Origin of the sequence: Pseudoalteromonas denitrificans DSM 6059, from assembly GCF_900112265.1 — a bacterium.
Classification (GTDB): Bacteria; Pseudomonadota; Gammaproteobacteria; order Enterobacterales; family Alteromonadaceae; genus Pseudoalteromonas; species Pseudoalteromonas denitrificans.
This window is the reverse complement of the sequence record NZ_FOLO01000091.1, coordinates 1-13,255: the sequence shown is the minus strand read 5'-3', so window position 1 is coordinate 13,255 and position 13,255 is coordinate 1. Positions and strand designations below refer to the sequence as shown.

Below are 13,255 nucleotides of genomic sequence, written 5' to 3'. Positions count from 1 at the left end.
AAATGAGTTGATTGAATTATTGCCTCAAGGTGATTTTGTTATCGCGGATAAAGGCTATGATAGTGAAGCGATTAGAAGTAAAGTTCGAGAGAGAAATTCAAGCCCTGTGATCCCCAGAAAGCAGAACTCAAAAACGGGTAATGGAGATATAGATTGGTGCTTATATAAATATAGGCACTTAGTTGAAAATGCATTTGCAAGACTGAAACACTTCCGTGCTATAGCTACAAGGTATGATAAATTAAAGTTACAGTTTGAAAGTATGCTAGCACTGGCGTGTGCAATGATTTGGCTGCCAATGTGAAAGATCAACAGCCCCTAGTCGAATTAAATAAAAGCAATACAATAAGGAAAGGTTAATTATTGTTACAATTTAAGAGATTATATTTTAATGTCAGAGTTAAACAGTGGTGAGGACGAATTCTACAATCGAATTTTTAAAGGTGAAAATCATCAAGGAGCAACATTCATAAATAAAGAGTTTGATTCTTGCCATTTTCAAGCCTGTGACTTGAGCGAAGCCAGCTTTAAAAACTGCCACTTTATAGAGTGTTACTTTGAAAAATGTAATTTAAATGCATTATCAGTAAATAACAGCAAGTTTTCAGATGTTGTATTTAATAATTGCAAGTTATCAGGGGTCGATTGGACCAAAGCTTATTGGCGAGATTTAGCTTTAAGTTCTGCTTTGAAATTTAAAGATAGCATGCTTAATTCTTGCTCTTTTTATGGATTAAATCAAACTGAAATAGAAATTAATGCATGTAGGGCACATGATGTTGATTTTCGTGAAGCTGATTTTAGTAAGGCTAATTTTACGGATACAGATTTGAGCAATAGCTTGTTTTCAAATACAAACCTGACTGGAGCTAAATTTAATGGTGCTATTAATTACGATATCAATATTAATAAAAATAAGGTTTCAGATGCGACATTTTGTCGATTAGAAGCGATAAGGTTATTAGATTCTTTGGGTATTAATTTAGTTGATTAGCGCTGAGAGGAAAATAAATGAAGTGTATAATAAGGAACATCTTCTTGATGTGATTTTTATTATACACATGTGTTATTTAAGCATTATGTGTTCTAACACCACAACCATTACACGTACGTGTTGGGCGACCTGCTCCGGCGACATTAGGGGTCATTTCTGCTGGTAAAGTTTTATTATCATTTGACAGGTTTTTAAGTTTCTTTTTATTTAATTTTAACTTCATTGTGGGCTCCATGATTTGTTGTAGATGCTTAATTTGTACCTAAGTTACTGTAAAAGCATTAATAAAGTCAATTGTTTTATTGATTAAAATAGAAGCGTTCAAGAAAAAGAAGTTAAATTGAAGGTGTTCCCCAAGATGCGGTTTCAAGTATTGGTCCTGAACCCAATGGCTCAGGTCGGAGCTCAGATATTTTCCGTAGGCTTCTCGGTACATGCCAAGCTTGCTCAATAGAAAATTAAACTGAATTCCTGGTAAAAAGTTTATCGGCTCAGGGACGTAACTTGTACGCCAACATCACAGGGAACAAATTAAGTATATATGAGTAACAGCAAACCTCTACGTTTTTTTTCAAAAAATTGATCTGAATGCAGTTTAAATAGACAAATGGTTGTTTATTTATTCAAGGTACTGCAATTTAGTGGTTTTGCTATGTGGCCAGTGGTAGCATTAATCTATATTCAGAATATCAAACCAGGTTTAACATTCGTTATGAGTCAAATTGAAGATTACCAAGAAGCCCAGCAAGTCTTAGAGCAAAATGATATTCATATAATGCCTTCGGAAGTACATGGCGTGATCAGTGGTTTATTAGCGTGTGGGCTAGATATTCAAAGTGATGAATATTTAGAGATTTTGAGTGATGTATTTAATGAAGGGCAAAAATTTAATAGTGAATTAAAGCTCTTTTTTGCTGACTTTTATCGATTAGTAACATCCAGTTTAGATAAAGATGATCTCTCTTTTGAAATTTATTTACCAAATGAAGATGAGTCACAAGCCGATCAAGCGAATGCGTTAGTTGCTTGGATTTCGGGGTTTTTATTAGGCTTTGGTTTAAAACAAAAAAATTATGGTAAATTATCGCAAGACGTCAAAGAAGTGATCACAGACTTTACTGAAATCAGCAAGTTAGATACGCACTTTGATGAAACTGAAGAAGATGCACAGGCACTATACGAAATAATTGAATATGCACGTATTTCAACTCTTTTATGTTTTGCTGAATTAGGTAAAGGTCAAAAAACAATCACACCTGAAAATAAAACACTGCACTAAAAAATTACTGCATATTATTATCTAAACCACAAAGTGGTATTTTTTAAACGAAGACTTTTGAGACAATAATGGACATAACTGAATTTAAAACCCGTCGTGATAATTTATTACAAAAAATGGACCCTAACTCAATCGCGATTATTCCCGCTGGCGTTGAGTTAACGCGCAGCCGAGATACCGAATTCCCTTTTCGTCAGGATAGCGATTTTTTATATCTAACTGGTTTTTTAGAGCCTGAAGCTGTTTTAGTTTTATCGCCTAGTTTAGAAAATCAAAGTACATTATTTTGCCGTAATAAAGATAAAATTGCTGAAATTTGGTGTGGTAGAAGAGTGGGCCCAGAACAAGCAAAAGATCAGTATTTATTTGATCAGACTTATGCACTGTCTGAACTTAAAGATACTTTGTTAACCTTAGTGAATGGCCATTCAGTACTTTATTATGGCCAGGGAACTTATGCTGACTTTGATGAACAAATTTGGCAGTTATTAAATACATTACGAGGCGGACCTAAAAAAGGTTATAAAGCACCCGCTATTATTAAAGATGTACGTAGTTTAGTACATGAAATGCGTTTATTTAAATCTGAAAATGAAATCGATTTAATGCGTAGAGCTGCTTTAATCAGTGTTCAAAGCCATATAAGAGCCATGAAATTTTCTAAATCGGGCGCTTTCGAATTTCAATTAGAGGCTGAGTTGCATCACCATTATGCAATGAATGGTGCGCGATACCCAGCCTACGGCACAATAGTGGGATCAGGCGATAATGCTAATATTTTGCATTACACCGAAAATTCAGACGTTCTGAAGGAAAACGATTTAGTCTTAATTGATTCTGGTTGTGAACTTGAAGGATATGCCGCTGATATTACACGTACATTTCCTGTTAGTGGTCAATTTTCACCAGCACAAAAACAGTTATATCAATTAGTTTTAGATGCACAATTAGCTGCCCTTGAATATTACAAACCGGGATTTACGCTAAAGCAAGCATCAGTCGCTGCAACTAAAGTATTGACTCAAGGCATGATCAATTTAGGGTTATTAGAAGGTGAACTTAATGAACTTATTCAAAAGGAAGCTTATAAAGCCTTTTATATGCATGGGTTAGGTCATTGGTTAGGGTTAGATGTTCATGATGTGGGTGAATATAAATTAGATGAAAAAGATCGAGTATTTGAACCCGGTATGGTTTTAACCGTAGAACCAGGTCTTTATGTTGCTAAAGACTCACAAGCTCCTGAGCAATTTAAAGGTATAGGCATTAGAATAGAAGATAATATTCTGATCACAGCTCAAGGGCATGAAAACTTAACGGTATCTTTGCCAAAAACAATCGATGAAATCGAAAAGTTAATGGCTTAATTGCAGGAGCTAAAGTGCAAGAGTTATCTAAAACCTCAATATCAGAAACCCATTTTGATATTGTGATCATAGGGGGGGGCTTAGTGGGGGCAACAACTGCTTTGTGCCTGGCTAGGTCATGCCCTAATTTAAGCATTGCTGTTGTTGAAGCAATACCGGCAACGGATCAAAGCCAACCTAGCTTTGATGATCGTAGCATTGCAATTGCGCAGCAGTCGGCACAATATCTTGCAACATTTAATTTATTTAATGAAAATGTTGAATATTGTGAAGCGATTAAAACAGTGCACGTTTCTGATAAAGGCCATTTTGGGAAAACAAAAATAACGGCTCAAGAATATCAACTTGATGCTTTAGGTTATGTTGTTGAAGTAAAACCTTTTGGTCACTCGTTACATAATGAGCTCATTAAAACAAAAAACATTAGCTTATTGTGTCCTGACAGTGTTGTTAAACATAACTTTACTCTTGAAACAGCATATATAGCATTAAAGTCGGGTCTTGAATTATCATGTGCATTAGTTATTGTTGCCGATGGTGGGCAATCTGTGAGTCGTGATTTATTACATATTGACTTTAAAAAACAATCTTATGAACAAGATGCCATCATAGCCAATATTGAGGTATCTTCAGGTCATAATAATCAAGCTTTTGAAAGGTTTACTCAATATGGGCCTATGGCATTATTGCCTATGAATCAAAATCGATATTCTTTAGTTTGGTGTCAAAATCCTGAGAAGGCTAAAGCGTTACGTGCATTGCCTGAAAAAGAATTTATATCTCAGTTACAAGCTGCTTTTGGTTTTAGCGCCGGAAAGTTTACCCAGGTGGGCATGCGGGCATGTTATCCACTCGCTTTAGGTAAAGCTGAACGAATAGTACAGCATAGGGTTGCAGTTATAGGTAATGCTGCACATTTGGTTCACCCTATTGCTGGACAAGGTTTTAATTTAGGTTTAAGAGATATCCAAGCTTTAGTTTCTGAAGTGAAATTAGCGTTACAACAAAATAAAGATATAGGGTGTTTTGAAGCTTTACGTAATTTTGAACTGAAACGTAAAAAAGATCTTGATACCGTTTTGACTTTAACAGACTCATTAGTGAGGTTATTTTCAAACTCATCTCGTATGTTAGCACTTGCTCGCAGTATAGGTCTTGTATCTTTGGATTTGTTTTCTGATTTAAAACAACCTTTAGCAAAACAATTCATGGGAAAAGTTAAACCTGAATTTATTAAGGAAAAAATACAATGATGCAAGCACAGGTATGTATTGTTGGTGCTGGGTGCATAGGGTTAACACTTGCATTAGGTCTGGCAAAAGCAGGTATTGATGTTGTGGTATTAGATTCAGCCTCGGGTGACATTGAAATTGCACCTGAGTTTGGTTTAAGGGTCAGTGCTTTAAGTCTTGCTAGCCAATCATTGTTTGAAAAACTAGGTGTTTGGCAAGATATTATTGATACACGAGCGCAAAGCTATCAAAAAATGCAAGTGAGAGACCAAGACTCTTTTGGCAAAATATCTTTTGATGCCACTGATTTTGATACTGAAAACTTAGGTCATATTGTTGAAAATGATGTTATTCGTCAGTCACTCATTAAACAATTAAATAACCAGCCGACAGCGACCTTGATGTTTGAAACAAAATATCAACAAATTCATCAATCACAAAATGATGTATTTTTAACCTTAGAAAATGGTCAACCAATGATAGCTAAATTGCTGGTGGCCTGTGATGGGGCAAATTCAAATATTCGTCAGTTATTTAAAATGCCAATCACTTTTTGGGATTATGATCATCACGCAATTGTCGCTACCATTAAAACCCAACTGCCTCATGATAATATTGCAAGGCAGGTTTTTTTAGCGGATGGCCCGTTAGCATTTTTGCCTCTTGCAGAAAAAAATACCCATTCAATTGTATGGTCTACTTCACCGGATCATGCCAAGAAATTATTAGCATTATCTGATATTGAATTTAATAAAACGCTTATGGCACACTTTGATGGTCAGTGTGGTTTATGTGAAGTGGTAAGTGATAGGGCTGCTTTTCCATTAACGATGCGTTATAGCAAAAAGTGGTTAGATAACCGGGTAGTACTTATGGGGGATGCGGCGCATACCATACACCCGCTAGCGGGCTTGGGCATGAATTTAGGCTTAAAAGATGCGGCTTTACTGATAGATTTATTGAGTAAAGAGACTGATTCAGTTGAGGCTGAATTTGCGCCTTATAAAATATTACGCGAATATGAACGCACTCGTAAGTCTGATGCACAAACACACATTGCCATGATGCAAGGTTTAAAAGGGTTATTTGAAGGGCACAACCCGGTTAAAAAATTAATCCGTGGCATTGGCTTAAATTTAGTGGATAACTTATCTCCTTTAAAACAATTATTTGGTAAAAGTGCATTAGGCAAGTAAACTTCTTGCAGGCTGGGATTTATTTGTGCAAATGTACATTGAGTTTATGAGCTTATAAATATACGCGACTAAAGTCCCGTCTACGCTGTTTGTTTACGCGTAGGCAGAGATTTATCTGCGCAAACTTACTTCATGCATAAAGCAATCATCGATAAGCAGCGCAGATATTTAAATTATTTTAGCCTTAACATAATAAATTCGGCTAGTTTGTCTACGGCCTGATCTTCTTGTTGATTCTTTTTAATTAAACTAATGCCTATTTTTCCTAAATTAGGCAATACGGCCGTATTTCTTTGAGCATTTAATTCAGCTGGTACGGTTTGTTTTGCTAATACGGTGATCCCTAATCCACCTTTTAAAGCGGCAGTTAAACCTGTTAAATCGGCATTGGTGTAAACAATACGCCATTTCAAACCCGCATTATCAAGGGCATTTATAGCGCGTTTTCGATAAATACATCCTTCAGGTGCAACAACTAAGGCAATGACATCATCAGATGATACATTTAAATCTCCTACCCAGACTAAATCGTCTTGCATAAAAGTAGGGTGCTCCTGCTGATCTAACGCTTCATTTAAGGTAAGTACTAAATCAAACTGCTCTCTATTACTAATATGCATTAATTGTTTGCTGAGTTCAGATTTTATTTCTAATGACACATCGGGATAAAGTGAAACAAAGTCACCTATAATGGCAGGTAAAATGCTGGCTGCAAATTCACTGGGAATGCCTAAACGCACTTTACCTGTTAATAATTCAGAGCTGAACTTTTGTAAAATGGCGTCGTTCATTTGCAAAAACTGTTTTGCCAAAGGTAAAAGGATTTCCCCTTGGTGATTTAATACTTGTCTTTGCCCTTGTTTTTTAAATAGTTTTTTTCCTAGTAGCTCTTCTAATCGTTTTATTTGTAAACTAACGGCTGGTTGTGACAAGCATAAAAGTTCTCCTGCTTTGGCAAAGCCACCTACTTCAACAACGGTTACTAAAGCACGTAGGGCATCTGTTGGTATATTTTTCATTAGCATTTTCTATTTATTAACCTTTTAATATAAGCATTATTTATCAATATATTTAAAATTACAATTTGTTGTTGACTCAATGCAGCAATATAATTTTTACATATTATTAAAATATGCATTAAAGGCACTGTTATGATCATAAATACAACGATGTTTGCAAGTCATGTATTAGGTTCTGAACCACAAATAAAAAATGCTAATAACTTTACTTTCCATCCACAAAAACAAGTTTTAGATATTGGTGGTAGTGCTGCATTGCCTTTTTTACGTAACATTTTAGACGCTGATGTTGCTAAGCTAACTGCGCCTGGTATGGGGCTACAAACAAAGTTACGCCCGGGTAATGCTGATTTTGAAGTGATGCTTGATGTATATTATTTTTCAGAGTCAGCTTTTAGAATAATCGCTAATACTGAGCATCCTGAGTTATTTAATGCGTGGTTAATTCAACATGAAGAAGACTTTGATATTGATATCATTAAACGTTCTGATTTAACCGTTATGTTGGTATCAGGTGATGATGCGTTTGATGTACTGGTTGAGCAATTTAAATTTACTCCTGGTATACGTTTATCATGTTCGCAGCAAAGGTTTGGTGCCCAAAGTGGTCGCGTATTTGTAACAGCTGTTTACACAAAAGAGCATAACGGTTACGAATTATTAGCAAGTCCAACTGAACTGGCTAATTGGCAACAAGAGTTTACTAAATTAGGTTTCGTAAATAATTAAATATATGTGCCCCAGATGCATATCTTATGTATAATCGCGGCCCATGTTATTCCCCTCATTAGAGGCCATAATCCGCTTGGTTTTTGACCCGGATATTAAATAAAGTGCAGGAATATTATGACAAATAAAACAGTTCTACACGCAAAGCATTTAGAATCAAATGCTAAAATGGTTGATTTCCACGGCTGGGAAATGCCAATTAACTATGGCTCTCAAATTGAAGAGCATCATGCTGTTCGCCAAGACGCGGGCATGTTTGATGTATCACACATGACAATTGTTGATGTTAAAGGCGATGACGCTAAAGCATTTCTTCGTACGTTAGTAGCAAATGACGTTGCTAAGCTAACGGTTCCTGGTAAAGCATTATACACAGGTATGCTTAACCATGAAGGCGGCGTAATTGATGATTTAATCATTTATTACTTCAGCGAAACAGAATATCGATTAGTTGTAAACTCAGCTACACGTGTAAAAGACTTAGCTTGGATTGCTCAAGTATCTAAAGACTTTGCTGTTGAAGTTGCAGAACGTCCAGAATTTGCCATGATTGCAGTGCAAGGTCCTAATGCTAAAGCAAAAACTGCTACAATCTTAAATGCAGATCAAGTTGCAGCTGTTGAAGGCATGAAGCCATTCTTTGGTGTTCAAGCTGGCGAATTATTTATTGCTACAACAGGCTACACTGGTGAAGCAGGTTACGAAATTGTTGTTCATAACGATGACGCAGCTGATTTATGGCAGAAGCTTTTAGACGCAGGCGTTGCACCAGCAGGTTTAGGCGCACGTGATACGTTACGTTTAGAAGCAGGTATGAACCTTTATGGTTTAGATATGGATGAAACTGTATCACCACTTGCTGCTAATATGGGGTGGACAATCTCTTGGGAACCTGAAGACCGTAACTTTATTGGCCGTGAAGCACTTGTTAAACAAAAAGCTGAAGGTGTCGATAAACTTGTTGGTTTAGTACTTGAAGCAAAAGGTGTTTTACGCGCTGGTAGTAAAGTAATTGTTGAAGGTGGTGAAGGTGTGATCACTTCAGGCACTTTTTCTCCAACGTTAGGTTTTAGTGTTGCACTTGCACGTGTACCAAAAACTGTTGGTGAAAATGCACAAGTTGAAATGCGTAAAAAATTAGTTGATGTTAAAGTAGTTAAGCCTAGCTTTGTACGTAACGGCAAATCAATAATTTAATGAATTATGGGCTAAAGGCCTAAATTGAACTAAGGAACATAAAAATGAGCAATATCCCTAGCGAATTAAAATATGCAACGTCACACGAATGGGTTCGTAACGAAGGTGATGGCACTTACACTGTAGGTATCAGTGAGCACGCACAAGAACTTCTTGGCGATATGGTTTTTGTTGATTTACCAGATGTTGGTGATGAAGTTGATGCTGGTGAAGATTGTGCAGTTGCTGAGTCAGTAAAAGCAGCTTCTGACATTTATGCACCAATTACAGGTGAAGTTGTTGCTATTAACGAAGAGCTTGAAGATGCACCAGAGCAAGTTAATGCTGATTCATACGGTGATGGTTGGTTATTCCGTATTAAAGCATCTGACGAGACAGAGCTTGCTAATCTTCTTGATGCTGAAGGTTACCAAAATTCAATTGACGAAGACTAATATTCGTTAATAATTTTAAAGCTCCATTTTGGGGCTTTAATTTTTTTAGTAATAAACAATTTATACTCATTATATTAATATACACAGGCGAAAAGTGTTAACCCCTTAATATAATTGGTATTTAAACTTAAAAATGACTTGTTTGAAATTTATTAAATAAGTCATTTATAAGCTGATTTTATTTATTAAATCAGCGTGAATTATTTTATTTGTATCATAGGAATCTGGACTAATGTCAAACGCCAACTCTCTTGAGCAGTTAGAGCAAAAGCAAGACTTTATTCGTCGCCATATTGGCCCTGACGCAGCACAAACACAAGAAATGTTAAACGACATTGGTGTTGAATCAGTTGACGCACTTATTAATGAAATTGTACCTGCGGATATTCGTTTAGCCGACCTTCCTGCAATTGAAGAAAGCAAAACTGAAGTACAAGCATTAGCAGATTTAAAAGCCGTTGCTAACTTAAATAAAGTTAACGACACTTATATTGGTTTAGGCTACTTTGGTACGCTTACACCAAACGTTATTTTACGTAACGTATTAGAAAATCCAGGCTGGTACACTGCGTACACGCCATACCAACCAGAAATTGCACAAGGTCGTTTAGAGTCATTATTAAACTACCAACAAATGTGTATTGATTTAACGGGTCTTGATTTAGCATCAGCTTCTTTATTAGATGAAGGCACAGCAGCAGCAGAAGCAATGGCTTTGGCTAAGCGTGTATCTAAAAATAAAAAATCAAACTTATTCTTTGTCGCTGATGATGTTTACCCACAAACAATCGATTTAGTAAAACAACGTGCTGACATGTTCGGTTTTGACCTTGTTATTGCACCAGCTGCAGATGCTGTAAATCACGATGTATTTGGTGCTTTATTACAGTACCCAGGTGCAACAGGTGAAATCACAGATATAAAAGGTTTAATTAAAGACTTACAAGCTAAAAAAGGTGTTGTTGCAGTAGCTGCCGATATTATGAGCTTAGTCATGTTAAAATCACCAGGTGAACTTGGCGCAGATGCTGTAATTGGTTCTACTCAGCGTTTTGGTGTGCCTATGGGTTACGGTGGTCCACACGCTGCATTTTTCACAACAAGTGATAAGCATAAGCGTTCATTACCTGGTCGTATTATTGGTGTATCTAAAGATACACGCGGTAACGCAGCACTTCGTATGGCGATGCAAACACGTGAGCAACATATCCGTCGTGAAAAAGCGAACTCAAATATCTGTACTGCTCAGGTATTATTAGCAAATATGGCTGCTTTCTACGCAGTTTACCACGGTCCTGAAGGCCTAAAAGTAATTGCTAATCGTATTCACCGTTTAGCTGATATTTTAGCTGCGGGTACTACAGCTAAAGGTTTAACGCCTGTAAACAGCACTTTCTTCGATACACTCACTTTTGACTTGTCTTCGCAAGGAAAGAACAAAGACGAAGTAGTCGCACGTGCATTAGCAAACAACGCTAACCTACGTACAGACGTAGATGGTCAAGTTGCAATTTCATTAGATGAAACAACAACACGTGATGATATCAATACTTTATTTAATATCTTATTAGGTGAAGGTCATGGCTTAGACGTAGATGAACTTGACGCACAAATTGTTGCAAACGGTAGCACATCTATCCCAGCTGAATTAGTACGTGAATCTGAGTTCTTAACTCACCCTGTATTTAACTCGTACCACAGCGAAACAGAAATGTTACGCTACATCAAAAAGTTAGAGAACAAAGATTTAGCACTTAATCATTCAATGATTTCATTAGGTTCTTGTACTATGAAATTGAATGCAACAGCGCAAATGATCCCAGTATCTTGGCCTGAATTTGCAAACATGCACCCGTTTGCGCCAGTAGACCAAGCTGTTGGTTACAAAAAAATGATTGATGAGCTAGGTGACTGGTTAGTAGAACTAACAGGTTACGACAACATCTCAATGCAACCAAACTCAGGTGCACAAGGTGAATACGCAGGTCTTATCGCAATTCATAAATACCATGAAAGCCGTGGTGACTCACATCGTAACATTTGTTTGATCCCGTCTTCTGCACACGGTACTAACCCAGCGTCAGCGCAAATGGTTGGTATGAAAGTAGTTGTAGTAGATTGTGATAAGCAAGGTAACGTTGATATGGACGATTTACGTGCTAAAGCAACGGAAATGGCTGATAACTTATCGTGTATCATGATCACTTACCCGTCTACGCACGGTGTATACGAAACAACAATTGCAGAGATCTGTAACATCGTTCATGACAATGGCGGTCAAGTTTACCTTGATGGCGCAAACATGAATGCACAGGTTGGTTTAACATCACCAGGTCATATTGGTGCTGACGTTTCACACCTTAACTTACATAAAACTTTTGCTATCCCACATGGTGGCGGTGGTCCAGGTATGGGTCCAATCGGTGTTAAAGCACACCTTGCACCTTTCTTACCAGATCATGCATTAATTAATGTAAATGAAGAAACAGCTGGTAATGGCGCAGTTTCAGCAGCACCTTACGGTAGTGCGGGTATTTTATGTATCTCTTACCTATACGTTGCTCTACTAGGTAAAAAAGGCGTAACTGATGCAACTAAATATGCAATCACTAACGCTAACTACCTAGCGCATAAGCTTGGTCAACATTACCCAATTTTATACTCTGGTGCTAACGGCCGTGTTGCTCACGAATGTATTATTGACTTACGCCCAATCAAAGCAGAAACAGGCGTAACAGAAGTTGATATGGCAAAACGTTTAATGGATTACGGTTTCCATGCGCCAACTATGTCGTTCCCAGTAGCGGGTACTTTCATGATTGAGCCAACTGAATCAGAGTCTAAAGTTGAACTAGACCGTTTCATTGAAGCTATGGTATCTATTCGTAACGAAGTAACTAAAGTCGGTTCAGGTGAGTGGGCAGCAGATAACAACCCATTACACAATGCACCTCATACACTTGCTGACATCACAGATACTTGGGATCGTCCATATTCAATCGCACAAGCTGTATTCCCAGTGCCAGCAGCTGCTGCAAACAAATTCTGGCCAACAGTTAACCGTATCGATGACGTATACGGCGACCGTAACCTAATTTGTTCTTGTCCTGCAGTGGATACTTATAAAGACTAATTTTTTTGTTGATGGTAACTGATAATAAAGTTTGTGACTATTCTAATAAAGGTTGTGACCGAAATAGAGATTGTGACTAACTAAACTATCAATAGACTAAGTAAAAAAGCGAACCGGTTGGTTCGCTTTTTTTATGCCATGAATGTGGTGAATAGAATTATTGGAGATATTAATCTGATTTGTCATTTCTGTCCTAGAGTATTAAAAAAATAGACAAAGGTATTTAAAAATTTACTCTTCGATAACTTCTTAAAGCCTGTAACTTTTCATCATCTTCCCATTAACAGCTAAATTTATATTTACAATAAACTTTCAAAGTAAATAGTCTACATCTTCACGGCTAGCGCATTTTAATCCCAGATTCTAGCAGGGTTGAGCGATAATCATCGTCTAGCCCTGCCATTTTCTTTTTCCTCGCCATACTAGCTGACTTGGTTGTATCTTGTTTGAATAGTGCCATAGCTATCTTTCGCATTACATTAAATACAAGCGGACCTTGCTTTTTACGTATTCTCGATTCATCTTCTCTAAAGGTCATATCTAGCATCCAATGCATACTTTCAACTTGCCAGTGGCTACGTACCGCATTGAGTGCTTGCTCTGCATTTTGGTCTAATGAACTAATATACCAGCGTGTTTCTGTCGTATCTGTGCCTGCCAATTTATCGTGAACTT

Annotated in this window: 13 protein-coding genes and 1 other RNA gene; 10 read left to right on the top strand and 4 right to left on the bottom strand. The window is 37.1% G+C overall.

From position 1 onward, the window contains the following. Positions 1-304: transposase (locus BM088_RS26025; RefSeq protein ID WP_143085163.1), on the top strand; the 304-nt coding region annotated here is incomplete at its 5' end. A gap of 87 nt (positions 305-391) precedes the next feature. Beyond that, on the top strand, positions 392-994 hold the full coding sequence (locus tag BM088_RS26020; RefSeq protein ID WP_091991735.1) for a pentapeptide repeat-containing protein: 603 nt from the start codon (positions 392-394) through the stop codon (positions 992-994). 76 nt (positions 995-1,070) lie between these two features. Here the strand turns inward: BM088_RS26020 and BM088_RS27485 are convergent, their stop codons facing one another. Together BM088_RS27485 and ssrS are read right to left on the bottom strand one after the other, a co-directional pair. After that, complete coding sequence (locus tag BM088_RS27485) at positions 1,071-1,217, bottom strand: hypothetical protein (protein ID WP_177208187.1); 147 nt, start codon at positions 1,215-1,217, stop codon at positions 1,071-1,073. A gap of 123 nt (positions 1,218-1,340) precedes the next feature. Next, positions 1,341-1,523: non-coding RNA, 6S RNA (gene ssrS / locus BM088_RS26015), on the bottom strand. 183 nt (positions 1,524-1,706) lie between these two features. Between ssrS and BM088_RS26010 the strand changes: the two genes are divergently transcribed. From BM088_RS26010 to BM088_RS25995, 4 genes are all read left to right on the top strand, one after another. Continuing rightward, positions 1,707-2,273 (top strand): UPF0149 family protein, encoded by a 567-nt coding sequence (locus BM088_RS26010; RefSeq protein ID WP_091991739.1) that lies wholly within the window; start codon positions 1,707-1,709, stop codon positions 2,271-2,273. Between the two features lie 68 nt (positions 2,274-2,341). Further along, a complete protein-coding gene (gene pepP / locus BM088_RS26005) occupies positions 2,342-3,640 on the top strand; it encodes a Xaa-Pro aminopeptidase (protein WP_425439340.1) in 1,299 nt (432 codons plus the stop codon). 14 nt (positions 3,641-3,654) lie between these two features. Then, on the top strand, positions 3,655-4,893 hold the full coding sequence (gene ubiH / locus BM088_RS26000; RefSeq protein WP_245763935.1) for a 2-octaprenyl-6-methoxyphenyl hydroxylase: 1,239 nt from the start codon (positions 3,655-3,657) through the stop codon (positions 4,891-4,893). Then, complete coding sequence (locus BM088_RS25995; RefSeq protein WP_091991731.1) at positions 4,890-6,068, top strand: FAD-dependent monooxygenase; 1,179 nt, start codon at positions 4,890-4,892, stop codon at positions 6,066-6,068. Before ubiH ends, BM088_RS25995 begins: the two co-directional genes overlap by 4 nt. Before the next feature lie 173 nt (positions 6,069-6,241). Here BM088_RS25995 and BM088_RS25990 read toward each other — a convergent pair whose 3' ends face one another. Next, a complete protein-coding gene (locus BM088_RS25990; RefSeq protein WP_091991729.1) occupies positions 6,242-7,087 on the bottom strand; it encodes a LysR substrate-binding domain-containing protein in 846 nt (281 codons plus the stop codon). Between the two features lie 132 nt (positions 7,088-7,219). Between BM088_RS25990 and BM088_RS25985 the strand changes: the two genes are divergently transcribed. From BM088_RS25985 to gcvP, 4 genes are all read left to right on the top strand, one after another. Then, the gene (locus tag BM088_RS25985; RefSeq protein WP_091991727.1) at positions 7,220-7,816 is read left to right on the top strand and encodes an aminomethyltransferase family protein; all 597 of its coding nucleotides are present in this window, start codon (positions 7,220-7,222) and stop codon (positions 7,814-7,816) included. Positions 7,817-7,933: 117 nt separating this feature from the next. Then, the gene (gcvT, locus tag BM088_RS25980) at positions 7,934-9,013 is read left to right on the top strand and encodes a glycine cleavage system aminomethyltransferase GcvT (protein WP_091991725.1); all 1,080 of its coding nucleotides are present in this window, start codon (positions 7,934-7,936) and stop codon (positions 9,011-9,013) included. A 44-nt stretch (positions 9,014-9,057) separates the two neighbouring features. Next, a complete protein-coding gene (gene gcvH, locus BM088_RS25975; protein ID WP_091991723.1) occupies positions 9,058-9,447 on the top strand; it encodes a glycine cleavage system protein GcvH in 390 nt (129 codons plus the stop codon). Positions 9,448-9,679: 232 nt separating this feature from the next. Then, the gene (gcvP, locus tag BM088_RS25970) at positions 9,680-12,580 is read left to right on the top strand and encodes an aminomethyl-transferring glycine dehydrogenase (protein WP_091991721.1); all 2,901 of its coding nucleotides are present in this window, start codon (positions 9,680-9,682) and stop codon (positions 12,578-12,580) included. 340 nt (positions 12,581-12,920) lie between these two features. Here gcvP and BM088_RS25965 read toward each other — a convergent pair. Beyond that, on the bottom strand, positions 12,921-13,255 hold a 335-nt coding region (locus tag BM088_RS25965), incomplete at its 5' end, for an ISAs1 family transposase (protein WP_143085057.1).

Bases quoted from the DNA above. Each gene is read 5' to 3' on its own strand.
- BM088_RS26010 (WP_091991739.1), top strand. From the start codon at position 1,707: ATGAGTCAAATTGAAGATTACCAAGAAGCCCAGCAAGTCTTAGAGCAA.
- pepP (WP_425439340.1), top strand. From the start codon at position 2,342: ATGGACATAACTGAATTTAAAACCCGTCGTGATAATTTATTACAAAAA.
- BM088_RS26020 (WP_091991735.1), top strand. From the start codon at position 392: ATGTCAGAGTTAAACAGTGGTGAGGACGAATTCTACAATCGAATTTTT.
- gcvT (WP_091991725.1), top strand. From the start codon at position 7,934: ATGACAAATAAAACAGTTCTACACGCAAAGCATTTAGAATCAAATGCT.
- BM088_RS25990 (WP_091991729.1), bottom strand. From the start codon at position 7,087: ATGAAAAATATACCAACAGATGCCCTACGTGCTTTAGTAACCGTTGTT.
- gcvP (WP_091991721.1), top strand. From the start codon at position 9,680: ATGTCAAACGCCAACTCTCTTGAGCAGTTAGAGCAAAAGCAAGACTTT.
- gcvH (WP_091991723.1), top strand. From the start codon at position 9,058: ATGAGCAATATCCCTAGCGAATTAAAATATGCAACGTCACACGAATGG.
- BM088_RS27485 (WP_177208187.1), bottom strand. From the start codon at position 1,217: ATGAAGTTAAAATTAAATAAAAAGAAACTTAAAAACCTGTCAAATGAT.
- BM088_RS25985 (WP_091991727.1), top strand. From the start codon at position 7,220: ATGATCATAAATACAACGATGTTTGCAAGTCATGTATTAGGTTCTGAA.
- BM088_RS25995 (WP_091991731.1), top strand. From the start codon at position 4,890: ATGATGCAAGCACAGGTATGTATTGTTGGTGCTGGGTGCATAGGGTTA.